This is a genomic window from Aeromonas aquatilis, assembly GCF_054052405.1.
On the sequence record NZ_JBSTYP010000038.1, the window covers coordinates 24,266 to 48,082 of the forward strand.

Genomic DNA, 23,817 nt, shown 5'->3' on the forward strand with positions numbered 1-23,817 from the left:
GCCCTGATAAATCAGCCTACCACGTCGCCAAGCTTGAAGATGGGCAGGTACATGGCGATAACCATGCCGCCGACCAGCACCCCGAGCACAACCATGATGAGGGGTTCCAGCAGGCTGGTGAGGCCATCGACCAGATCATCCACCTCCTGCTCGAAGATGGTGGCGACCTTGGAGAGCATATCATCGATGGCGCCGGACTCCTCACCGATCATCACCATCTGGATCACCATGTCGGGGAAGAGATCGACGGTGCGCATCGCCACGTTGATCTGCATGCCCGCCACCACCTCGTTGCGAATGGCCATGACCGCGGTGCGATAGACATAGTTACCCGAGGCCCCTGCTGCCGAAATCAGCGCATCCACCAGCGGAATACCGGCGGAGAAGGTGGTCGACAGGGTGCGGGCAAAGCGTGCCATCGCCGCCTTGTGCAGGATCATCCCGACCACCGGAATGGTGAGGACGAACTTGTCGGTATTGTCTTTCACCTTCTGGGAGGCCCGCCAGGCCCGCACATAGAGGAAGATGCCAAGGGCCGTGCCACCAAAGAAGACATACCACCAGTTCTGCATAAAGCGGGAGATGCCGATAACAAACTGGGTGAACACAGGCAGCTCGGCACCAAAGCTCTTGAAGATATCCTCGAACTGCGGAATGACGAACAGCAGCAGGATGGAGGTCACCACGATGGCGACCAGAATGACCATGGTGGGGTAGAACATCGCCTTCTTGATCTTCGATTTGAGCGCCTCCGACTTTTCCCGATAGGTGGCGATACGGTCGTAGATGGTCTCCAGCGCACCGGATTGCTCACCGGCTTCCACCAGATCGCAGTAGAGATTGTCAAAGTAGAGGGGGTGGCGGCGCAGCGCCTCCGACATGGGGGTACCGGTCTCCACATCGGCGGCAATCTGCCCCATCAGCTCGCGCATCGAGGCTTTCTCGTGGCTGCGGGCGATGATCTGCAGGCTCTGCACCAGTGGTACGCCAGCGGAAAGCATGGTGGTGATCTGGCGGGAGACGATGGCGATATCCATCGGTTTGATCTTGGCGCCGCCCTTGGAGAAGAGCCCCTGGGGCTTCTTGGCCACCTTGGTGGCGTTGACCCCTTGCTTGCGCAGTTCGGCCTTGACGGTGTTAATGCTGTCTGCCTGCAGCTCGCCGGAGACCTTCTGCCCCTTGCGGTTTACCCCGTGCCAGCGGAAGGCGAAGACTTTCTTGGGGGCATTGTTCTTCTTGGTTAGGGTTGCCATCTTTGCATCCTGCAATTGGGTCGGGCGCCAGCCCTAATGATACAAACGCCCGGTTAGGTGGCGTACATCCTGTTTTCCTGCGCAAATGTCTGACTGCGCGACGTGAATGGAACCGGTGAACGATTCTGTTTATCTACGTGCATGTCCGATTACGCGCATGTCCGATTACGCTACGCTAATCGAACCTACGAACCTACCAACGAATTATCGGCGAGTCGTGCCGCCACACGGATCAGTTGGTGGTGACCCGGTTGACCTCGGCCAGACTGGTGACCCCGAGTCGGGCTTTCTCCAGCCCTGAGGTACGCAGGGTACGCATCCCCTCCTTCTGGGCAATTGCCGCGATTTGCAGGGAGTTTGCCCCCTGCATGATCAATTTGGCGATGTTCTCCGACATCAGCATGATTTCGTAGATGCCGACCCGCCCCTTGTAGCCGCCGGAACACTCCTTGCAGCCGACCGGTTTGAACAGTCGCAGTCCGGCTGCCAGCTGCTGCGGCGTAAAGCCCAGCTCCAGCAGTTCGGCTTCCGGCACCACTTCCGGCGCTTTGCAGTGGTCGCACAGTTTACGGGCCAGCCGCTGGGCCATGATCAGGGTGACCGAGGAGGCGATGTTGAAGGCCGGAACCCCCATGTTCATCATCCGGGTCAGGGTCTCGGCGGCGGAGTTGGTGTGCAGGGTCGAAAGCACCAGGTGACCGGTCTGCGCCGCCTTGATGGCAATCTCTGCGGTTTCAAGATCGCGAATTTCACCCACCATCACCACATCAGGGTCTTGCCGCAGGAAGGAGCGCAGGGCGCTGGCGAAGGTGAGCCCCGCCTTGGGGTTGACCTGCACCTGATTGACGCCGGGCAGGTTGATCTCCACCGGATCTTCGGCAGTGGAGATGTTTACCTCGGTGGTGTTGAGAATATTGAGGCCGGTATAGAGCGAGACCGTTTTGCCCGAGCCGGTGGGGCCAGTCACCAGGATCATCCCCTGGGGCTTGGAGAGGGCGCGCAGGTATTGCGCCTTCTGCCGGTCGTCAAAGCCGAGTTGCTCGATATTGAGCCGCGCAGCGGAAGAGTCGAGCAGACGGATAACGATCTTCTCTCCCCACATGGTGGGCAGGGTGTTGACCCGCATATCCATCGACTTGTTGCGCGACAGCTTCAACTTGATGCGGCCATCCTGCGGCAGCCGCCGTTCGGCGATATCGAGCCGCGCCATCACCTTGAGGCGGGCGGAGAAGCGGTTGGAGAGGTTGACCGGCGGTGTAGCGATTTCATGCAGAATGCCGTCGATGCGAAAGCGCACCCGATACTTGAACTCATAGGGTTCGAAGTGCAGGTCGGAGGCACCACGCTTGATGGCGTCCATCAGGATCTTGTTGATGTACTTGACGATGGGAGCATCGTCATCGGCGGTATTGACGCTTTCGTCCAGCCGGCTGTTCTCGTCGGAGACCTCGAGATCCGAAATCTCGGATTCGTCGATATCCTCCATGCCGAGGGCGTCGTTTTCGCTCTCCAGCAGCTTGCCGATGGCGGCGGTGAGCTTGTTCTCCTCCACCAGCAGCGCTTCGGTATGAAGGCCGAAGCTGAAGCCAAAGTCCTCCAACGCCGAGACATTGGTCGGGTCCGACATGGCGATATAGAGGGTGTGGCCCTGGGTGTAGATGGGCAGGACGTGGTGTTTCTCAATCAGCTTCTGATTGAGGTACTTCTGCGGGATCTCGGCCAAGTCGAAGGCGGCAAGATCCAGCAGAGGTACCCCATACTCCAGCTCGCAAAAGTCGGCGAGCGCCTTGCTGTCGAGGATCTCGTTCTCTATCAGAAATGTCACAAAGGGTTTGCGCTGGGCCTTGGCCTGGCTCAGATAGCGCTGGGAGTCCTCTTCACTGATCAGTGAAGAGGCGGCCAAGCTTAACGCCAGGCCGCTATTAGGACTAGAGGTCATTTGTAATCAGCAAATGCCGTCAGCAACACAACTACCAACGGCACCACTTGGGTTGGCCTCCCATTTGACTCGTCCATTTTCTTCTGTGCCCTTCAAGATATAATTTTTATTAACAGGATCTTTACCGGTTGCTTTGATTTCATACGTAGCAACACCTTGGTTCCCGCTAGTTGAGATCTCAACCTTATCAACGATAGCGGTTCCAACCGTGCCACTGACAGCAGTTTCGGCGGCGGTTTTACATGCTGATGGTGCACTACCAGATTGACTGCAAATTTCTATAGCGGTTTTAGCTGCACCAGTCGCAGTGATAACCTCTGTAAATTTCGCTTTTTTGGTATAAGTCTGATACGCCGGCAGTGCTACTGCCGCCAGAATGGCGACGATCGCGACCACGATCATCAGTTCAATAAGGGTAAAACCCGATTGTTTCTTCATTACGCTCTTCATGGAAAATATCCTTTTATCCTTGGTTCCTGGGAAGTGTCGGTAGAAAATCGTCCGAACGTCAGTATCTTATCCGAGCTGTCAGGGGTGGCAACAGAGATTGCTGTCTTTGTTAACCACTTTCATGTCATTTACCAAAAACTTGATGCGAGTCATAAAATAAGTGGCTTCTTATGACTCTTTATTACGGGTGAAAGCGGGTCCGTCATTACACTCCTTTGCTGAGGGATCCTGCATAAAGAAAAGGCGCCCATGGCGCCTTTTGCAAGTTGTTTATCCGGTTAGGTCGAGTATTTGCTCGGGCCTGCGGGGTGAATCTCACTGCTGGATAAAGCGCATGGAGAGATCGAGCGCCCGCACATGCTTGGTGAGCGCCCCGACCGAGATAAAGTCAACGCCGGTGGCGGCAAATTCGGCCAGGGTATCGAGGGTCACATTGCCGGAGACCTCCAGCTTGGCGCGGCCCTGATTGATGGCGACCGCTTCCCGCATCATGGTCACATCGAAGTTGTCGAGCATCACGATATCGGCCTTTGCCGCCAGCGCCTGCTCCAGCTCCGCCAGCGATTCGACCTCCACCTCCACCGGTTTGCCCGGATTGAGACGACGCGCCTCGCCAATCGCCTCGGCAATGCCGCCGCAGGCGAGGATATGGTTCTCTTTGATGAGATAGGCGTCGTAGAGGCCGATGCGGTGATTCTTGCCACCGCCGCAGGTGACCGCGTACTTCTGGGCCGTGCGCAGCCCCGGGATAGTCTTGCGGGTATCGAGCAGACGGCAGTCGGTACCTTCCAATTCTGTCACATAGCGGGCGGTGAGGGTGGCAACGCCGGAGAGGGTCTGGACAAAGTTCAGGGCATTGCGCTCGCCGGTCAGCAGCAGGCGGGCGGGGCCATGAAGGCGGAACAGCTCCTGATTGGGGGAGAGCACTTCCCCATCCTGCACCTTCCATTCCACCTTCACCTCGCCGCCAAGCTGGACAAACACCTCATCTACCCAGGGTTGGCCGCAGAACACTCCGGCCTCGCGGGTGATAACCCGGGCGCTGGCCATCCGCTCGGCCGGGATCAGCTGGGCAGTGATATCGGCGCTGGCGTCCGGTTGGTCCAGCGTGGTGAGGGCATCGCCCAGATCTTCGAGTAGTGCGGCGCGTACGGCGCGGCTGACATCCTGTTGAAACATGCCTTATTCCTGCAAGGGTCTGAGCAGCAGTTGCCGCTCCTTTTGAACCAGCTCCAGCCGACCGAGGGCGTTCATGCCAACCAGCACTTCGTCACCGTCTGCCGCCGGATTGATAAAGATGGCCAGATCGTACAAGGTCAATGGCCCCATCGCCAGCGTTTCGATGGTGCCGTTGCCGACCCGGATCTGCCCCGCGGCGGTATTGACCTGGCTGCTGCCATAAGCGGTCAGGCCGAGCCGCTCGGCAACCTGCTGCGGGATGGTGATACGGGTGGCGCCGGTATCGAGCAGCAGTTGCACCGGCTGGCCGTTGATGGCACCCTCCAGACGATAGTGGCCGCTCTGGTCGGCTCGCAGCAACAGCTCGCCGCTAGCGGTGACGCTTGGTTGGTTGCGGGAGTGAAAATAGAGGGTCAGCAGGCCCATCAAAGATAGCCAGGCCAGTAACCATATCCAGCGTGCCGTGTGCTGCATACCCCATCCATATCGAGCGGAAGATGACTCAGCCTAACATACCATTTCCCGTTGATTCAGTGAGTTGGTGCTGGGTTGCCTATCAGGTATCTTCGTTTTTTCGCCATTTATCAGCCAACTCGAGTAGCCGATGACTCAACTCGCTTCGCAACCTTGTTTCTCTATCGATGCCGCTGGCTGGTGCCAGCAGGCGCGCCGAGTGCCTTCTCCTCATCACAACGAGCGGGCCGTGCCGGACGATATCTCCCTGCTGGTGGTGCATGGCATCAGCCTGCCGCCGGGGGAGTTTGGCGGTCCCTTTATCGACGATCTCTTTATGGGACGACTCGACCCCGAGGCTCACCCCTATTTTGCCGGTATCCATCAGCTGCGAGTCTCGGCTCATTGCCTGATCCGCCGTGATGGCGAGCTGGTGCAGTATGTGCCGTTCGGCGCGCGCGCCTGGCATGCGGGAGTATCGAGCTGGCTGGGAAGGGAGGCATGCAATGACTTTTCCATTGGCATCGAGCTGGAAGGGACTGACGAAATCCCCTACACCGAGGCTCAATACCGGGCATTGGCAGGGCTTACTCGAGCTATCTCGGAGCGCTATCCGGCGATTACCCACGAAAAAATTGTCGGCCATTGCGACATCGCGCCAGGGCGCAAGACGGATCCCGGAGCCAGTTTCCAGTGGGATTACTACCGTCAGCTACTAAACATCTAAAGTAAATATTCAAATTTAGTTTGGATTTTAAAATCAATGGCTTGCCTATCTGGCAGGCCATTTTTGTCTCTGGTTGCGCAAATGTTATTTGTGAGCGAGGTCAAGAATATTGGTCAGACCATTTTCTATGAGCTAAATCATGTTTCCCCTGCTTTACCTCTTAAGTGGTGGGGCTGATTCTTGACTCAGATCATCTTTTGAGTGGACTTTTCAAAAGGCCTCTGCTAATTTTCGCCCCATCCATAAAATTGGTAATACCAATTTAACAAAGTAGCCTCATGCCCTATCGCAAGATTACGCAACCCAAGTTGGCCGACTCCATTGTCGCCGAGCTGGAACAGATGATTCTGGAAGGCAGCCTGCAGCCGGGGCAGAAATTGCCTCCCGAGCGGGAACTCGCCATCCAGTTTCAGGTATCGCGCCCCTCCTTGCGCGAAGCCATCCAGCGGCTGGAAGCGCGCGGATTGCTTTATCGCCGTCAGGGCGGCGGCACTTATGTGCAGAATGCCCTGAGCAAGGGGATCGCCGATCCTCTGTTCGAACTGCTCAGTACCCACCCGGAAGCCCAGTATGACCTGCTGGAGTTTCGCCACGCGCTGGAAGGCATCTGTGCCTACTACGCGGCCTTGCGGGGAACCGGGTCTGATTTCGAGCGCATTCGTCAGGTGCAAACCACCATCGAAGAGGCGGGCCAGCTGGGCTCGCTGGTGGCCGAATCGACAGCCGTGACCCAGTTCTATCTGGCGGTGGCCGAGGCGTCCCACAACGTGGTGCTGCTGCACCTGCTGCGGGCCATGAGCCCGATGCTCGAGCAGAACATTCTGCAGAATAACGAGATTTTGAATCGCCGCCCGGGAGTGGTAGCCAAGATACGTCGCCATCGCGCGAATCTGATCGAGGCTATTCTTTCGGGGGCTCCGGAGCGGGCCAGAACAGCTTGTCATGAGCATCTGGCCTTTATCGAGGACACCTTGTTGGATATGCAGAGGGAAGACAGCCGGATCCAGCGATCCATGCGTCGGATCCGTCAGCAGGAAAACTAATCCCACAAGGCTCTATTGTCGAATGCTTGCGCCCTTCGCCGTGCAATGCCGTGCAATCACAACAACATAGGAACCAGCCATGTCTGATATCCTGAAGAACGATGTGGACCCGATAGAAACGCTGGAGTGGCTTGCCTCTCTGGAATCCCTGCTGCGTGAAGAGGGTCCGCAACGCGCTCAGTTCATCCTTGAACAGTTGGCCGAGAAAGCCCGCGTAAGCGGTGTGGACGTGGCTGCCAAGGCAAATCGCGATTACATCAACACCATCCCGTCCAGCGACGAGCCGGATTACCCGGGTGACCTGGAGATGGAACGCCGCATTCGCGCCATCATCCGCTGGAACGCCATGATGATCGTGCTGCGCGCGTCCAAGAAAGACCTGGACCTGGGTGGTCACATGTCTTCCTTCGCTTCTTCTGCGACCATCTATGATGTCTGCTTCAACCACTTCTTCCGTGCTCGCAACGAGAAGGATGGTGGCGATCTGGTTTACTTCCAGGGTCACATCTCCCCGGGCATCTATGCTCGCGCCTTTGCTGAAGGTCGTCTGACCGAAGAGCAGCTGGACAACTTCCGTCAGGAAGTGGACGGCAAGGGTATCCCTTCCTATCCGCACCCGAAACTGATGCCGGACTTCTGGCAGTTCCCGACCGTTTCCATGGGTCTGGGCCCCATCGCCGCCATCTATCAGGCTCGCTTCCTGAAGTACCTGACCGACCGTGGCATCAAGGATTGCTCCGAGCAGACCGTTTACGCCTTCCTGGGTGACGGCGAGATGGACGAGCCGGAAGCCAAGGGTGCCCTGACCGTTGCCGTGCGTGAAAAGCTCGACAACCTGGTGTTTGTGGTTAACTGCAACCTGCAGCGTCTGGATGGTCCGGTTGTCGGTAACGGCAAGGTCATCAACGAGCTGGAAGGGCTGTTCGGTGGTGCCGGTTGGGACGTGACCAAGGTTATCTGGGGTCGCAAGTGGGATGAGCTGCTGCGCAAGGATACCTCTGGCAAGCTGATCCAGCTGATGAACGAGACCGTGGACGGTGACTACCAGACCATGAAGTCCCGCGACGGTGGCTACATCCGCGAGCACTTCTTCAACCGTTACCCGGAAACTGCCGCGCTGGTCAAAGACATGACCGACGAGGAGATCTTCGCCCTGAACCGCGGTGGTCACGATCCTCGCAAACTGTTCGCTGCATTCAACAAAGCGACTCAGACCAAGGGCAAGCCGACTGTTATCCTGGCCAAGACCATCAAGGGTTACGGCATGGGCGAAGCGGCCGAAGGCAAGAACATCGCTCACCAGGTCAAGAAGATGGAGCTGGACTCCGTGCGTCACCTGCGTGACCGCTTCAACCTGCCGGTGGCCGATGAGCAGCTGGCCGATCTGCCTTACCTGAAGATCGAAGCCGGTTCTGCCGAGCACAAATACCTGCACGACCGTCGCACCGCCCTGAAAGGCTATCTGCCGACCCGTCTGCGCGAAAGCACCACCCAGCTGGAAATCCCGGCGCTGGATGCCTTCGGTCCGTTGCTGGGCGAACAGGCGCGCGAAATCTCCACCACCATGGCGTTCGTGCGTTCCCTGAACGTGATGCTGAAAGACAAGTCCATCGGCAAGCGCATCGTGCCGATCCTCGCTGACGAAGCCCGTACCTTCGGTATGGAAGGTCTGTTCCGCCAGATCGGTATCTACAGCCCGCACGGTCAGCAATACACCCCGCAAGACCGCGACATCGTCTCCTACTACAAGGAAGACAAGCAGGGTCAGGTTCTGCAAGACGGTATCAACGAGCTGGGCGCCATGTCCTCCTGGCTGGCTGCTGCGACCTCTTACAGCACCAACGATTGCCCGATGATCCCGTTCTACATCTACTACTCCATGTTCGGCTTCCAGCGGATCGGCGACATGGCGTGGGCAGCCGGTGACCAGCAAGCCCGTGGCTTCCTGCTGGGTGCGACCTCCGGTCGTACGACCCTGAACGGCGAAGGTCTGCAGCACGAAGATGGTCACAGCCACATCCTGGCGAACACCATCCCGAACTGCATCTCCTACGACCCGTCCTACGCCTATGAAGTGGCGGTGATCGTACAGGACGGCCTGCGCCGCATGTACGGTGAGAACCCGGAGAACGTGTTCTACTACATCACCACTCTCAATGAAAATTATGCGATGCCGGCCATGCCGGAAGGCGCCGAGGAAGGCATCCGCAAGGGTATCTACAAGCTGGAATCCGTAGCCGGAGCCAAGGCGAAAGTGCAGCTGCTGGGTTGTGGTTCCATCCTGGGTCACGTGCGCACTGCTGCCCAGATCCTGGCAAGCGAATATGGCGTGGGCTCCGACGTGTTCAGCGTCACCTCCTTCAACGAGCTGGCTCGTGATGGTCAGGACGCGGATCGCTGGAACATGCTGCACCCGACCGCCGAAGCTCGCGTACCGTACATCGCTCAGGTACTGGGTTCCGAAGCCACCATCGCTGCGACCGACTACATGAAGTCCTTCGCCGATCAGGTTCGCGCCTTCGTTCCGACCGAGAATTACCGCGTGCTGGGGACCGACGGTTACGGCCGTTCCGACAGCCGTGCCAACCTGCGTCGTCACTTCGAAGTGAACGAGTTCTACGTGGTGGTTGCTGCTCTGACCGAACTGGCCAAGCGCGGCGAGGTAGACAAGCAGGTTGTGGCCGACGCCATCGCCAAGTACGGCATCGATGCCGACAAGGTCAACCCGCTGTACGCGTAAGTGGATCAAGGGTCGCGCCGTCATGTGGCGCGACCTTGCCAGGGTTTAAAACGGTTAACGCGAGATGTGCGTGGCGGCATCAGCCAGCCACGCGGATCGACGCAAGAGGATAAAGCACAATGTCCAAACAGATTATGGTGCCGGATATCGGCGCCGATGAAGTTGAAGTCACCGAGATCATGGTGGCCGTGGGTGACAAGGTCGAGCTGGACCAGTCCATCATCGCGGTAGAAGGCGACAAGGCCTCCATGGAAGTTCCGGCCCCGTCCGCCGGTATCGTCAAAGAGATCCTGATCAAGGTGGGCGACAAGGTTGCCACCGGTTCCCAGATCATGATCTTCGAAGCCGAAGGCGCTGCCGCCCCTGCTGAAGTGGCTGCACCGGTTGCTGCTGCTCCGGCCGCCGCACCTGCCGCTGCCGTGTGCAAAGATGTGCACGTACCGGACATCGGCGACGACGAAGTGGACGTGACTGAAATCATGGTTGCCGTGGGCGACATGGTAGAAGCTGACCAGTCCATCATTGCCGTGGAAGGTGACAAGGCCTCCATGGAAGTACCGGCACCGTTCGCAGGCCGCGTAGTCGAGATCAAGGTTGCCGCTGGCGCCAAGGTCTCTACCGGTTCTCTGGTGATGGTATTTGAAGTGGCTGGCGCTGCGCCTGCTGCCGTTGCTGCTGCACCGGCCCAGGCTGCCGCTCCCGTGGCTGCTGCCCCGGTTGCCGCTGCTGCCAAAGAGGTCAACGTACCGGATATCGGTGGCGACGAAGTGGAAGTCACCGAGATCATGGTTGCGGTGGGTGACAAGGTTGAAGCCGACCAGTCCCTGATCGCCGTGGAAGGTGACAAGGCCTCCATGGAAGTGCCTGCGCCGTTCGCCGGTGTGGTCAAAGAGATCAAGGTGAAGGCAGGTGACAAGGTCTCCACCGGTTCCCTGATCATGGTCTTCGAAGTAGCTGGCGCAGCGCCTGCTGCCGCGCCGGTTGCACAAGCTGCCGCTCCGGTCGCTGCTGCACCTGTTGCCGCTGCTCCGGCTCCGGTTGCTCAGGCTGCTGCCGCTGCGACCGATTTCGTTGCCAACGACGCTTACGTGCACGCTTCCCCGGCAGTACGCCGTCTGGCGCGCGAGTTCGGTGTCAACCTGGCCAAGGTGAAAGCCTCCGGTCGCAAGGGCCGCATCGTCAAAGAAGACGTGCAAGCTTATGTGAAGGATGCCATCAAGCGCGCCGAGTCCGCTCCGGCTGCTGGCACCGGTACTGGCAACGGCATGAGCGTGCTGGCGTGGCCGAAGGTCGATTTCAGCAAGTTCGGTGATGTGGAAGAGGTCGATCTGACCCGCATCCAGAAGATCTCCGGTCCGAACCTGCACCGCAACTGGGTCATGATCCCTCATGTCACCCAGTTCGACGAAGCCGATACCACCGAGCTGGAAGCGTTCCGCAAAGAGCAGAACGCGATGCTCGAGAAGCAGAAGTCGGACGTGAAGATCACCCCGCTGGTGTTCATCCTGAAAGCCGCCGCCAAGGCGCTGGAAGCGCACCCGCGCTTCTGCAGTTCCCTGTCTGAAGATGGCAGCAAGCTGATCATGAAGAAGTACATCCACATCGGTGTGGCGGTGGATACCCCCAACGGTCTGGTTGTGCCCGTGGTGCGCGATGTTAACAAGAAGGGCATCATGGAGCTGTCTCGCGATCTGGCCGAGATCTCCAAGAAGGCCCGTGCCGGCAAGCTGACTGCGGCTGACATGCAGGGCGGTTGCTTCACTATCTCCAGCCTGGGTGGCATCGGCGGTACCAGCTTTACCCCGATCGTCAACGCGCCGGAAGTGGCCATCCTCGGTGTTTCCAAGTCCGAGATGAAGCCGAAGTGGAACGGCAAAGAGTTTGCGCCGCGCCTGATGCTGCCGCTGGCGCTGAGTTACGACCACCGCGTGATCGATGGTGCTGATGGCGCTCGCTTCATCACCACCATGAATGGCGTATTGTCTGACATTCGTCGACTGGTCCTGTAAGTGAGAGGGCGGGCCCAGAGCCTGCCCTTTTTACTTCTCATTTCATTAACATGATCGTAAACTTGCCCCGTTTTTTTCGCGGCTGCAGCCACCCTTTTCGGTATAAGACTGCGCTGTCCGGGGATATAAGAACGACAAAGAGGTCATGATGAGTAAAGAAATCAAAACCCAGGTCGTAGTACTGGGTGCTGGCCCTGCCGGTTATTCTGCTGCTTTCCGTGCAGCCGACCTGGGTCTGGATACTATTATCGTCGAGCGTTACTCCACCCTGGGTGGCGTCTGCCTGAACGTGGGCTGCATCCCCTCCAAGGCGCTGCTGCACGTTGCCAAAGTGATTGAAGAAGCCAAGGCGCTGGCCGAGCACGGCATCGTCTTCGGTGCACCGCAGACCGACATCGACAAGATTCGTCTGTGGAAAGAGAAGGTTATCAACCAGCTGACCGGCGGTCTGGCTGGCATGGCCAAGATGCGTAAAGTACAGGTTGTTAACGGCTTGGGTAAATTTACCGGCCCGAATACCCTGGAAGTGGAAGGTGCCGACGGCAAGACTACCGTGACCTTCGACAACGCCATCATCGCGGCCGGTTCCCGTCCGGTGAAGCTGCCGTTCATCCCCCACGATGACCCGCGCGTATGGGACTCTACCGATGCGCTGGAGCTGAAAACCGTTCCCGGCAAACTGCTGGTTATCGGTGGCGGCATCATCGGTCTGGAGATGGGTACCGTGTACTCCTCCCTGGGTTCCGAGATCGATGTGGTGGAATTTGCCGACCAGCTGGTTCCGGCTGCCGACAAAGACATCGTCAAGATCTACACCAAGCGTGTGGCCAAGAAATTCAACATCATGCTGGAGACCAAGGTCACCGCAGTTGAAGCTCGCGAAGACGGCCTATACGTCTCCTATGAAGGCAAGCACGCCCCGGCCGAGCCGGTTCGTTACGACAACGTGCTGGTTGCCGTAGGCCGTGTGCCGAATGGCAAGATGCTGGATGCCGAGAAGGCAGGCGTTGCCGTGACCGAGCGCGGTTTCATCGAGGTGGACAAGCAGCTGCGTACCAACGTGGCGCACATCCACGCCATCGGTGACATCGTGGGTCAGCCGATGTTGGCACACAAAGGTGTTCACGAAGGTCATGTTGCCGCCGAAGTCATCGCCGGCAAGAAGCACTACTTCGACCCGAAAGTGATCCCGTCCATCGCCTACACCGAGCCAGAGATGGCATGGGTTGGTCTGACCGAGAAAGAGGCCAAGCAACAGGGCCTGAACTTCGAAGTCGCCACCTTCCCGTGGGCGGCTTCCGGCCGCGCCATCGCGTCCGACTGCTCCGACGGTATGACCAAGCTGATCTTCGACAAGGAGAGTGGCCGCGTCATCGGTGGTGCCATCGTCGGTACCAACGGTGGTGAACTGCTGGGTGAAATCGGTCTGGCCATCGAGATGGGCGCTGACGCCGAAGATATCGCGCTGACCATCCACGCTCACCCGACTCTGCACGAGTCCGTGGGTCTGGCTGCCGAAGTGTTCGAAGGCTCCATCACCGACCTGCCGAACGCCAAGGCCAAGAAGAAAAAATAATTTTCTTCTCCGCTTGTCTAAAAAGCCGCTCGAATGAGCGGCTTTTTGTTTTCTCTGTGCAAACCCTACTTCGACAAAGCCCAATATGCTAAAGATAGGTTTTGGCACTGATGAGAGAGGCACGATGCTAGAAGCACCCATTCCACCCGATGAGGCATTGCGGTTGGAGACCCTGCGGCGGCTCTCTTTGCTGGATTCCGAGGCCGAGGAGCGGTTTGACCGGCTGACCCGCATGGCCCGACGGGTGTTCAATGTTCCCATCGCGCTGGTAAGTCTGGTGGATGAAGATCGCCAGTGGTTCAAATCCTGTATCGGACTGGAGGTCCGTGAGACAGCCCGGGATATTTCGTTTTGCGGCCACGCCATCATGGGCAATGAGACCTTCATCGTGCCGGATGCTTCACAGGATCCCCGCTTTGCCGACAATCCGCTGGTGGTGGGCGGGCCCGGCATCCGCTTCTATGCCGGACAGCCACTGCGGATCGCCAACGGCTGCAAACTGGGGACGCTCTGCATCATCGATACGGTGCCGCGGGAATTGAGTGAGGAGGATGTGGGGCTGCTCAAGGATCTGGCGGCGATGGTGGTGCGGGAGCTCGAGGCGGTGCAGCTGGCCACCATTGATGAGTTGACCCGGATCTCCAATCGGCGCGGGTTCGTGATGCTGGCGGAGAAGAGTCTCTCGCTGGCCAGTCGCTTGCAGATGCCGCTGGCGCTGCTCTATCTGGATCTCAATGGCTTCAAGGGGATTAACGATCGGTGGGGGCATGCAGAAGGGGATCGGGCCCTGATCGCCTTTGCTACTCTGCTCAAGCAGGCTTTTCGTGGCGCCGACGTGTTCGCCCGCATGGGCGGCGATGAGTTCGCCGTCCTGTTGCCCAATGTGGTAGAGGCGCAGGCGCAACTGGCTTATGAGCGTTTCAATGCCATGTTGGCCGAGCACAATCAGCACAGTGGTTGCGGTTATGCGCTGACCTGCAGCACCGGGATTGTCAGTTATGACGGGCGCGGCTGTGTCTCCCTTGCCGAGTTGCTCACCCGCGCAGATGAGCTGATGTATGAGCGTAAACGGGATGGCAAGGGCTGACTGCAATGCCGGATTAGCCGCCACCAAAACAACAGAGAGCGCCACGGCGCTCTCTGTTGTTGATGGCTCAGGTCAAGGCCGGGGTCAGAGTCGGAAGTTGCCAACCAGCTTGTCCAGCTGACCGGAGAGCTGCTGCAGGCTGCGGCTCGACTCGGTCAGCTGGTGGGCAATGTCGGCGGTCTCCATGGTGAGCTGGTTGATATCCTCCACGTTGCGGTTGATCTCGCCGACCACGCTGGACTGCTCCTCGGTGGCGGTGGCGACCTGGATATTCATGTCGTTGATCTGGGTGATGTGGGCGGTGATCTGGCCGAGGGCGGCGTTGGCCTCATCGGCCTGGCTCACCACCTCCAGACTCTGGTTGCGCCCCTGCGCCATGGCGCTGACTGCGCGGGCACTCTGCTCCTGCAAGCGGTTGATCATCCCCTGGATCTCGGCAGTCGAGGCGGCGGAGCGGTTGGCGAGGTTACGCACCTCATCTGCCACCACGGCGAAACCGCGACCCTGTTCACCGGCGCGAGCGGCCTCGATAGCTGCGTTCAATGCCAGCAGGTTGGTCTGTTCCGAGATGCTGCGGATGGTTTCGAGGATGCTGCCGATGGAGTCGGTCTGGCTGGCCAGCGACTCGATAACCCCTGCCACCTGCTCAATCTCGCCGGAGAGGTCGACGATGCCGTGGCGTGCCTGCGCCACCACTACCGCACCCGCATCGGCCTGATCGTTGGCCTGTCTGGCGACTTCGGCTGCCAGCGAGGCGTTACCGGCGATCTCGCTCACCGTGGCCCCCATTTCGTGGATGGCGGTGGCCACCTGCACAGTACGGTCACGCTGGGCAGTGCAGTTGTGCTGGGTAAGCTGCGCCTTGTTGGCCACCTCGTTGGCGGTGGCGGCGAGCTGGCGGGAGTTCTCTGCCACCTGCTCGATGGAGCCGTGGATCTTGGCGACGAAGTTGTTGAAGCCGGTGGCGACCTGGCTCAGCTCGTCACGCCCCTCCACCTTGAGGCGCTGGGTGAGATCCCCATCGCCGCTGCCCAGCTCCTTGAACAGGCGAGCCAGCTCGTTGAGCGGGCGGCTGACCGAGCCTGCCAGCAGCATCCCCATCAGCCCCATGGCCAGCGCAATCACCAGCGAGATCATCAGGATCTCGTTGCGGGTCTGATCCAGCTCGGCATAGATCTCGGCTTCTGGCACCTGAGCCACCAGATACCAGTCGAGCAGCGGGATATAGCTGCTGGCCAGTACCATGGGCTCGCCATTGACTTCGGCGTTGATGACGGCAAAGGGGCGCTTGGCCAGCAGGCTGCCGGTATCACCGCTGGCAATGTTGCCAAGGGTGTCACGCTCGATGCGATTCGCCTCGGGGTGCAGCTTCACCTTGCCGCTGCCATCGACCATAAAGACGATGCCGCTCTCTTCCAGCCGGAAGTTGGAGACCATGGTCACCATGGTGTCGAGGGATTTGGCAAAGCCGGCCAGCCCGCGCCCGTTGAGTTGCTGGAAGTTGACGAACAGCTTCACCTCGCCGTTGCTCTCGCGGAAGATGCTGAGGGTCATCTCCTTCTGGCTCTTGGTGTAGTCATAGAACCAGGCGTCTTGCGTGGGGGTCAGGTTGCGCAGAAAGCCATCCTGGTTGTAGTAGGCGGCACTCTGGCGGTCGGCGAAGGAGGCGGTCACCAGACCATACTGGTTGGCCACATCCTTGAGCTGGTTGATGAGGATCGGCTCCTGCTCTTTGGGCATGCCCCGATCCACCCAGTCGAGGATGAAGCGGTCGGTGGCCAGTTGACGGGCGGCCTGGGCGATGCCGTAGAGATCCTGTTCAATCTCCTTGCTGATCCGCTGGGTCAGGTTGGGCAGCTCCTGCTCGAACATCCGGTTTTCGATCAGCTGTTGAGCCGAGCGTTGACTGAAGTAGCCCACCAGTAGGCAGGAGACGACCACGGCCAGGGTGACCGTAGCCAGTATTTTCTGTTTAAGAGTGAGGGTTGCCAGCATAAAGGTGCTCGAAGGTTGCAGATGGATGACCGTCATATTAGCGGCCATAACGGGCTGCACATTAGCCAGCCATTTCATTAATTTGCAGATTACGTTTGCGCTCACAGGGGCGGCGGCTTGCCCCGTCGGCATGCTGCACAGGCGGGATGCGGATTGACGGTTGCGCTAACTGCCTGGCCCCTTATAGTAGAGGCCATCCTTGGTGACTGACCCTCTGAATAATATGGAAAATATGATGCGCAGCTTAGGTGCGGGATGGACCCGTCTGCTTTTGGTGATGCTGGTGGCCTGCCCGTTGCTGGCTGTGGCGGCACAGGGGGATCGCCCGAAAATTGCGGTGGTGCTCAGCGGTGGCGGCGCCAAGGGGGCGGCTCATATCGGCATCCTCAAGGTGCTGGAACAGAAACGGATCCCGGTCGACATCATCGTCGGTACCAGCATGGGCTCCTATGTGGCAGGCATGTACGCCATGGGGCTCAGTGCCGAGGAGGTGGAGCGTACCACTTTGGCTATCGACTGGAACAAGGGTTATCAGGACAAGGTTGGGCGCGACGAGCTCTCGCTGCGCAAGAAGCAGCAGAACGAGCAGTATCAGCTGCGCACCGATATCGGGGTGAATGGCGACACCACCCAGCTGCCGGACGGTTTCTTCCAGGGGCAGTCCATGGCCAGCCTGCTGCGGGGCGCTACCTCCAACCTGCCGGTGCAGGCGAGTTTCGATGATCTCCCCATTCCCTACCGCGCCATGGCGACCGACATGGAGACGGTCACCCCCTTTGTGCTGGATCACGGCAGCCTGGCAAAGGCGATGCAGGCCTCCATGTCCATTCCCGGCGCCCTCAAGCCGGTGGAGTGGGAGGGGCACATCCTGGCGGACGGCGGCAGCGTCAACAACATGCCGGTGGATGTCGCCAAGGCGATGGGGGCCGATGTGGTGATTGCGGTGGATATCGGTGCCAAGCTGCGTACGCGGGAGTCCCTCAAGTCAGGGTTGGCCATGATTGACCAGCTCACCACCTACATGACCCAGGTGGGCACCGACAAGCAGAAGGCGCTGATGGGGCCGAAGGATATTCTGATCGCCCCCGAGTTTGGCGATATGGGGATCGCCGACTTTGCCCGGATGCCGGAGGGGATCAAGATCGGTGAGACGGCGGCTGACAAGGTGTCGCTGCAACTCGATAAGCTGTCGCTCACCAAGGCGCAGTACAACGTCTATCGCAACCAGAAGCTGAGCCGCCGTGCCGAGCGTAGCGGTCAGCCCGCCTACTTCATCGACAAGGTGGAGATTATCAACAAGTCGCGCCTCTCCGACGAGACGGTGCGCGCCATGCTGAAAGTGCGGCCTGACAAGGTGCAGACCAACGAGAGCCTGGAGGCAGGGATTCGCCGTCTCTATGCGTTGGAGTCCTTTGACCGCATCACTTACGAGGTGGAGGAGCGCGATGGGGAGAACGTGCTGGTGGTGGATGCCAGCGAGAAGAACTGGGGGCCGGGTTACCTCAACTTCCAGTTCGGCTTCACCGATGATTTCGAGAACACCTCCAACTACAACGTGGGCATGTCCTATACCCTCACCAACGTCAATGAGTGGGGGGCTGAATGGCTGACAGAGGCATCGCTGGGCACGGCCAAGCATCTCAAGACCGATTTCTATACCCCGCTGGAGCCTTCCCAGACCTTCTTTGGCGAGGCGAGTTTTGGCTATGACCAGACACTGCGCCGTCTCTATTTCCCCAATCTGGAGCAGGATACGGGCTCCCTCAGCTATCTCGACTCCGATTATGCCTTCTTTAGTGGTCAACTGGCGGTGGGATGGAATCGCCAGCCATGGAGCCGCTTGTCGATGGGGCTGGAGGGGCAGACGGGCAATATAGATGTCAAAAACATCAAGGATCTCGAGGTCGATGCCAATGCATGGGGACCCTATGTTCGCTTTGAGCACGATACCCTGGACAGCCTCTATTTCCCCTATCAGGGGGAGCGATGGGATGTGAAGCTGGGCTATTCCCACGTCAACCTCGATAGCGATGGGGTCGAGAACTCAAACAGTGAAGGGTTGAACTATCACTTCTCCATGATCAAGCCCTGGTCCTGGGAGAGGCATAGTCTCAACTTGATCCTGGAGGGGGGGGGCTCTGCCAGTGAAGAGGTGGTGCCGCTGCATATTCAGGATCTGGGCGGGCTGTTCCGCCTCTCCGGTTTCCAGCGCTACCAGCTGAGCGGTCGCTACAGCCTGTTTGGTGGCCTGCGCTACATCTATCGGGTGGCAGACAATGACTTCGGTGCCCTCAAGATGCCGCTCTATCTGGGTGGATCTCTGGAGCAGGGTGGGGTCTGGAACAAGGGTGAGGATATCAGCCTGGAGAGCTCGTTTACCGCCGGATCCGTCTATGTCGGGGTGGAGAGCTTCCTCGGCCCGGTGTTCCTCGGCTACGGCATGGCGGAGGGGGGCAATGACGTCTTCTATCTGCAATTGGGCAGTACGTTCGAATAATGCTGAAATGATGCCAATTTGTTAACTCTGGTTGAGGGCGCTCAATTAATTTTCAAAAAATACCAGCCTGTTTAATTGGTTACGATTTTGCGGTGAGTAAGTGAACAGGGTTTGGATTTTAATTAGTCGTTAAAACTTATATAGTGGGGAGCACCCTACGGGGTGTCCCGCAAGGACGATCGCCGCGAGCGTGGGCGAACCCCAAAAAAAGACCAAAGAGGAATTAGTCGTGCTTGAAACATACCGTAAACACGTCGCAGAACGTGCCGCCGAGGGCGTGGTTGCCAAACCTCTGGATGCAGAGCAGGTCGCCGCCCTGGTCGAACTGCTCAAGAACCCGCCCGCTGGCGAAGAAGACTTTCTGAAAGAGCTGTTGTCCTCCCGTATTCCTCCCGGTGTTGATGAAGCGGCCTATGTCAAAGCCGGTTTCCTCACCGCCGTCGCCAAGGGCGAAGCCCACTCTCCCATCCTGACTGCCGCCGAAGCCGTCGAGCTGCTGGGCACCATGCAGGGTGGCTACAACATTCAACCGCTGATCGACTTGCTGGACCACGCGACCTTGGCCCCGCTTGCCGCCAAGGGGCTCTCCCACACCCTGCTGATGTTTGACTCCTTCCACGACGTGGAAGAGAAGGCCAAGGCGGGCAATGTCCACGCCAAACAGGTGATGCAATCCTGGGCTGATGCCGAGTGGTTCCTCTCCCGCCCGGAGCTGGCCGAGAAGATCACTGTCACTGTGTTTAAGGTGACCGGCGAAACCAACACTGACGACCTCTCTCCAGCACCGGACGCCTGGTCCCGCCCGGATATTCCGCTGCACGCGCTGGCGATGCTGAAGAACGCCCGTCCCGGCATTACCCCGGACAAGGATGGCGCCGTCGGCCCCATCAAGACCATCGATGCCCTGAAAGAGAAAGGCTTCCCGCTGGCCTATGTGGGTGACGTGGTCGGTACCGGCTCTTCCCGTAAATCCGCCACCAACTCGGTGCTCTGGTTTATGGGCGACGACATTCCGTTCGTGCCGAACAAGCGCGCTGGCGGTGTCTGTCTGGGTGGCAAGATTGCCCCGATCTTCTTCAACACCATGGAAGATGCCGGCGCCCTGCCCATCGAAGTGGACGTCTCCAAGCTGGAAATGGGTGATGTGATCGACATCTACCCGTTTGCCGGCAAGATCTGCAAGCACGGCACCGAGCAGGTGCTGGCGCAGTTTGAACTGAAAACCGACGTGCTGATCGACGAAGTGCGCGCTGGTGGCCGTATTCCGCTGATCATCGGTCGCGGCCTGACCGACAAGGCCCGCGAAGCGCTGGGTCTGCCGTTCTCCACCGTGTTCCGTCGCCCGCAGCCGGTGGCCGATACCGGCAAAGGATTCACTCTGGCCCAGAAGATGGTGGGCAAGGCGTGCGGCGTGAAGGGCATTCGCCCCGGCACCTACTGCGAGCCCAAGATGACCACGGTCGGCTCCCAGGATACTACGGGCCCGATGACCCGTGACGAGCTCAAAGATCTGGCCTGTCTCGGCTTCTCCGCCGATCTGACCATGCAGTCCTTCTGCCACACCGCAGCCTATCCCAAGCCCATCGACGTACAGACTCACCACACCCTGCCGGACTTCATCATGAACCGCGGCGGTGTGAGCTTGCGTCCGGGTGACGGCGTCATCCACTCCTGGCTGAACCGCATGCTGCTGCCGGATACAGTGGGTACCGGTGGTGACTCCCACACCCGTTTCCCCATCGGTATCTCCTTCCCGGCGGGCTCCGGTCTGGTGGCCTTCGCCGCTGCTACCGGCGTGATGCCACTGGATATGCCGGAATCCGTGCTGGTGCGCTTCAAGGGCGAATTGCAACCGGGCATCACCTTGCGTGATCTGGTCCATGCCATCCCCTACGCAGCCATCCAGAAAGGGCTGCTGACCGTCGAGAAAGCGGGCAAGAAGAACATCTTCTCCGGCCGCATCCTCGAGATCGAAGGTCTGCCGACCCTGAAGGTAGAACAAGCATTCGAGCTGGCGGACGCCAGCGCCGAGCGCTCCGCTGCCGGTTGCACCATCAAGCTGGATAAAGAGCCGATCATCGAGTATCTGAAGTCCAACATCGTGATGCTGAAATGGATGCTCTCTGAAGGCTACGGCGACGTGCGCACCATCACCCGCCGCATCAAGGGGATGGAAGAGTGGCTGGCCAACCCGACCCTGATGGAAGCGGACCAGGATGCCGAGTACGCCGAGATCATCGAGATCGATCTGGCCACCATCAAGGAGCCGATCCTGTGTGCGCCGAACGATCCGGACGATGCCCGTCTGCTGAGCAACGTGGCTGGCGACAAGATCGACGAGGTGTTCATCGGTTCCTGCATGACCAACATCGGCCACTTCCGCGCTGCCGGCAAACTGCTCGAGAAGTATCAGGGCGAGCTGCCGACCCGCATGTGGATCGCACCGCCCACCAAGATGGACAAGGATCAGCTGACTGAAGAGGGCTACTACGGCATTTTTGGTCGCGTCGGTGCCCGCATCGAGATCCCGGGTTGTTCCCTCTGCATGGGCAACCAGGCACGGGTAGCGGAAGGGGCCTCCGTTGTCTCCACCTCCACCCGCAACTTCCCGAACCGTCTGGGTAAAGGTGCCAACGTCTATCTGGCCTCTGCGGAGCTGGCAGCCGTTGCCGCCATCCTTGGCAAGATCCCGACCGTGGCCGAGTATCTGCAATACGCCAAGACCCTGGACGCCACTGCGGCCGACACCTACCGCTACCTCAACTTCAACGAGATCGCCTCCTACACCAAGAAGGCCGATGCGGTGATCCTGCAGCAAGCCGTTTAACGGAGTTCTTGCGCGATTTGTGCGATAAGAAGCCAATAATGCCGCGTATTTACGCGGCATTATTTATTTGTGTGTTATTCACCGTCTTTTTTGAAGATTGTTTGCACGATCCTTGCTAGAGAGATCCAACCACCTGTTAGGTGGTTCGTTTTATAAGTGCTTTGGGTTATGTTGTTCGGTTATGTGCGGTAATGATGAGGCATCGTTATCGAGGGAAAGTGGATATCTGTTCACTGAGTGCTTGCGTTGGCAGGCCTGACGAATTGCGGCGTGGTTCTTTATGTTTCTGTTCAGGATCGATCTCTCACGAACCGGGTTACGCTTCGGCGTGGCCTTGCTGGTCTTTACCCTGCCGCTGCTGGTGGGAGGTTGGCTCATCCACAGCAATTATGTGCAGGAGCTGAAAGCGGAATCCAACGCCTCGGCCCACAAGGCCAGAACCCTGATGGAGTCGATGCTGGATCATGCGGAGCAGGCCAATAGCTCTGTGCTGCCTCTGGTGAATGCTCCCTGTCGCGACAACCTGCTGGTGCTGCGCAAGAAGGTCGCCATCGAGCCCTTCCTGCGTTCGGTCAATCTGGTGCGAAACGGCATCATCAATTGCACCTCGCTGTTTGGTGAGGTCAATGATGCTGATGACGGCTCCATCTACACCGATCGCAAGCTGTTGCTGATGAGTGGCAACCGGGTGCGGCAAAATCACCCGCTGCTGGTGGTGCGCACCGAGCGGGGCAAGGATGCCGCCTTGAGCGCCATCGACAGTACCCAGCTCAGCTTTATGCTCTCCCTGAGTGGAAAATCCTGCGCACTCTATCTGCAGGTGGGGTCGGCCTGGCTCGATGAGTCGGGCCGCTATCGGAGCAAAATGCCCACCTTCCATCGTGGGTTCAGCTTTGCCCTCAGCTCCTCCCGTTACCCTTTCACCGTTCATGCCGGTTATGCCATGCCGATCTACTGGACGTCACTGTGGGTTGCGCGGCAAGTGGCGCTGGTGTGGCTGGCAGTATCTTCCCTGCTGCTGGCCTGGTTGGTGTGGTGGGTGCTTGGTCGTCCCGCCTCGCCAACGGATGAGCTGCGACGCGCTTTGCGAGCCAGGGAGTTTGTCCCCTATCTGCAGCCGCTGATTGCCAGCCACAATGGCAAGATGATGGGCGCCGAAGTGCTGATGCGCTGGCAACATGCCAAAGAGGGGGTGATCCGGCCCGATCTCTTTATCCCGCAAGCGGAGGAGTCAGGGCTGATCGTCCCCATGACCACCCATATCATGAAGCAGGTGGCGACACGGTTGAACCGCTCTCAGGAGCAGTTGCCCGATGGGTTTCACATCAGCTTCAACATCAGCGCCGCTCATTGCCACGATTTTGCCCTGCTGGCCGAGTGTCGTGCCTTCCTCGGTCACTTCGTCCCCGGCAAGGTGGTACTGGTGCTGGAGCTGACCGAACGTGAGCTGCTGGTGTCGGATCCCCAGACTATCTCCCTGTTCCGCCAGCTGGACGAGATGGGGGTCAAGCTGGCCATCGATGATTTCGGGACTGGCCACTCCAGCCTGGCTTACCTGCAGCAGTTCCATGTGGATTACCTCAAGATCGACCAGTCCTTTATCGCCCGTATCGGTACCGAGTCGCTCTCTGAGCATATCGTGGACAACGTGATCGATCTGGCGACCCGGCTCGGTCTGGCGCTGGTGGCGGAAGGGGTGGAGAGCGAGCATCAGGCTGACTACCTCAGGGCCAAAGGGGTCGATTATCTGCAGGGGTACCTGTTTGCCCGCCCTATGCCGCTGCGCCAGTTCTGTGAGGAGCTGCTGCCGGAAGAGGCGCAGACCCGGCAGCCAGATGGGGTGCGAGGCATCCCGAACGCCACCTGATCTATCGGTGACAGACGGGCGGCCAAGCTCCCGTCAGGACGGTTGGGGGAGTGCTCTCTCCCTATCCCCCCTCGAGTGCAGGGGCTTGTTTTTGGCTATGTCCCAATTACGTGTTGAAAGGCTAAGCTTGAAGTAGGCCATCACCTTGAGGTCTACCATCATGGATACCCCAGCC

15 protein-coding genes are annotated in these 23,817 nt (G+C 59.0%); 9 read left to right on the top strand and 6 right to left on the bottom strand.

What is annotated here, in order from left to right; translation table 11 throughout:
* Positions 1-11: 11 nt before the first annotated feature.
* The 5 genes from ACW5W8_RS15515 to ACW5W8_RS15535 all read right to left on the bottom strand — a co-directional run bounded on the left by ACW5W8_RS15515 (position 12) and on the right by ACW5W8_RS15535 (position 5,295).
* Positions 12-1,253, bottom strand: a complete 1,242-nt coding sequence (locus tag ACW5W8_RS15515) for a type II secretion system F family protein (RefSeq protein ID WP_498628562.1) — start codon at positions 1,251-1,253, stop codon at positions 12-14.
* 232 nt (positions 1,254-1,485) lie between these two features.
* Positions 1,486-3,192, bottom strand: coding sequence for a PilB family type IVa pilus assembly ATPase TapB (tapB, locus tag ACW5W8_RS15520; protein ID WP_005336134.1), 1,707 nt, complete (start codon positions 3,190-3,192; stop codon positions 1,486-1,488).
* 6 nt (positions 3,193-3,198) lie between these two features.
* The gene (locus ACW5W8_RS15525) at positions 3,199-3,630 is read right to left on the bottom strand and encodes a pilin (RefSeq protein ID WP_498628575.1); all 432 of its coding nucleotides are present in this window, start codon (positions 3,628-3,630) and stop codon (positions 3,199-3,201) included.
* A 327-nt stretch (positions 3,631-3,957) separates the two neighbouring features.
* Entirely contained in the window at positions 3,958-4,821 is an 864-nt protein-coding gene (gene nadC, locus ACW5W8_RS15530) for a carboxylating nicotinate-nucleotide diphosphorylase (protein ID WP_498628563.1), read from the bottom strand.
* Positions 4,822-4,824: 3 nt separating this feature from the next.
* Entirely contained in the window at positions 4,825-5,295 is a 471-nt protein-coding gene (locus ACW5W8_RS15535; protein WP_498628564.1) for a retropepsin-like aspartic protease family protein, read from the bottom strand.
* A gap of 130 nt (positions 5,296-5,425) precedes the next feature.
* On the opposite strand from ACW5W8_RS15535, the gene ampD reads away from it, so the two are divergent.
* From ampD to ACW5W8_RS15565, 6 genes are all read left to right on the top strand, one after another.
* Positions 5,426-6,001: a 1,6-anhydro-N-acetylmuramyl-L-alanine amidase AmpD gene (gene ampD, locus ACW5W8_RS15540; RefSeq protein ID WP_498628565.1), complete on the top strand. Its 576-nt coding sequence runs from the start codon at positions 5,426-5,428 to the stop codon at positions 5,999-6,001.
* Positions 6,002-6,279: 278 nt separating this feature from the next.
* A complete protein-coding gene (gene pdhR / locus ACW5W8_RS15545; protein WP_043821981.1) occupies positions 6,280-7,044 on the top strand; it encodes a pyruvate dehydrogenase complex transcriptional repressor PdhR in 765 nt (254 codons plus the stop codon).
* A 79-nt stretch (positions 7,045-7,123) separates the two neighbouring features.
* Positions 7,124-9,784 (top strand): pyruvate dehydrogenase (acetyl-transferring), homodimeric type, encoded by a 2,661-nt coding sequence (gene aceE, locus ACW5W8_RS15550; protein WP_498628566.1) that lies wholly within the window; start codon positions 7,124-7,126, stop codon positions 9,782-9,784.
* Positions 9,785-9,903: 119 nt separating this feature from the next.
* Complete coding sequence (aceF, locus tag ACW5W8_RS15555; protein ID WP_498628568.1) at positions 9,904-11,793, top strand: pyruvate dehydrogenase complex dihydrolipoyllysine-residue acetyltransferase; 1,890 nt, start codon at positions 9,904-9,906, stop codon at positions 11,791-11,793.
* A 148-nt stretch (positions 11,794-11,941) separates the two neighbouring features.
* Positions 11,942-13,369, top strand: coding sequence for a dihydrolipoyl dehydrogenase (lpdA, locus tag ACW5W8_RS15560; protein ID WP_005336123.1), 1,428 nt, complete (start codon positions 11,942-11,944; stop codon positions 13,367-13,369).
* 124 nt (positions 13,370-13,493) lie between these two features.
* A complete protein-coding gene (locus ACW5W8_RS15565; protein WP_498628570.1) occupies positions 13,494-14,456 on the top strand; it encodes a sensor domain-containing diguanylate cyclase in 963 nt (320 codons plus the stop codon).
* A gap of 84 nt (positions 14,457-14,540) precedes the next feature.
* Here the strand turns inward: ACW5W8_RS15565 and ACW5W8_RS15570 are convergent, their stop codons facing one another.
* Complete coding sequence (locus tag ACW5W8_RS15570) at positions 14,541-16,451, bottom strand: methyl-accepting chemotaxis protein (RefSeq protein WP_498628578.1); 1,911 nt, start codon at positions 16,449-16,451, stop codon at positions 14,541-14,543.
* A gap of 235 nt (positions 16,452-16,686) precedes the next feature.
* On the opposite strand from ACW5W8_RS15570, the gene ACW5W8_RS15575 reads away from it, so the two are divergent.
* The 3 genes from ACW5W8_RS15575 to ACW5W8_RS15585 all read left to right on the top strand — a co-directional run bounded on the left by ACW5W8_RS15575 (position 16,687) and on the right by ACW5W8_RS15585 (position 23,642).
* Complete coding sequence (locus ACW5W8_RS15575; protein WP_498628580.1) at positions 16,687-18,948, top strand: patatin-like phospholipase family protein; 2,262 nt, start codon at positions 16,687-16,689, stop codon at positions 18,946-18,948.
* 229 nt (positions 18,949-19,177) lie between these two features.
* Positions 19,178-21,775 (top strand): bifunctional aconitate hydratase 2/2-methylisocitrate dehydratase, encoded by a 2,598-nt coding sequence (acnB, locus tag ACW5W8_RS15580; RefSeq protein ID WP_498628571.1) that lies wholly within the window; start codon positions 19,178-19,180, stop codon positions 21,773-21,775.
* 280 nt (positions 21,776-22,055) lie between these two features.
* Positions 22,056-23,642, top strand: coding sequence for an EAL domain-containing protein (locus tag ACW5W8_RS15585; protein WP_498628573.1), 1,587 nt, complete (start codon positions 22,056-22,058; stop codon positions 23,640-23,642).
* The last annotated feature ends 175 nt before the right edge of the window (positions 23,643-23,817 follow it).

Bases quoted from the DNA above. Each gene is read 5' to 3' on its own strand.
- ACW5W8_RS15515 (WP_498628562.1), bottom strand. From the start codon at position 1,253: ATGGCAACCCTAACCAAGAAGAACAATGCCCCCAAGAAAGTCTTCGCC.
- tapB (WP_005336134.1), bottom strand. From the start codon at position 3,192: ATGACCTCTAGTCCTAATAGCGGCCTGGCGTTAAGCTTGGCCGCCTCT.
- ACW5W8_RS15525 (WP_498628575.1), bottom strand. From the start codon at position 3,630: ATGAAGAAACAATCGGGTTTTACCCTTATTGAACTGATGATCGTGGTC.
- nadC (WP_498628563.1), bottom strand. From the start codon at position 4,821: ATGTTTCAACAGGATGTCAGCCGCGCCGTACGCGCCGCACTACTCGAA.
- ACW5W8_RS15535 (WP_498628564.1), bottom strand. From the start codon at position 5,295: ATGCAGCACACGGCACGCTGGATATGGTTACTGGCCTGGCTATCTTTG.
- ampD (WP_498628565.1), top strand. From the start codon at position 5,426: ATGACTCAACTCGCTTCGCAACCTTGTTTCTCTATCGATGCCGCTGGC.
- pdhR (WP_043821981.1), top strand. From the start codon at position 6,280: ATGCCCTATCGCAAGATTACGCAACCCAAGTTGGCCGACTCCATTGTC.
- aceE (WP_498628566.1), top strand. From the start codon at position 7,124: ATGTCTGATATCCTGAAGAACGATGTGGACCCGATAGAAACGCTGGAG.
- aceF (WP_498628568.1), top strand. From the start codon at position 9,904: ATGTCCAAACAGATTATGGTGCCGGATATCGGCGCCGATGAAGTTGAA.
- lpdA (WP_005336123.1), top strand. From the start codon at position 11,942: ATGAGTAAAGAAATCAAAACCCAGGTCGTAGTACTGGGTGCTGGCCCT.
- ACW5W8_RS15565 (WP_498628570.1), top strand. From the start codon at position 13,494: ATGCTAGAAGCACCCATTCCACCCGATGAGGCATTGCGGTTGGAGACC.
- ACW5W8_RS15570 (WP_498628578.1), bottom strand. From the start codon at position 16,451: ATGCTGGCAACCCTCACTCTTAAACAGAAAATACTGGCTACGGTCACC.
- ACW5W8_RS15575 (WP_498628580.1), top strand. From the start codon at position 16,687: ATGCGCAGCTTAGGTGCGGGATGGACCCGTCTGCTTTTGGTGATGCTG.
- ACW5W8_RS15585 (WP_498628573.1), top strand. From the start codon at position 22,056: ATGTTTCTGTTCAGGATCGATCTCTCACGAACCGGGTTACGCTTCGGC.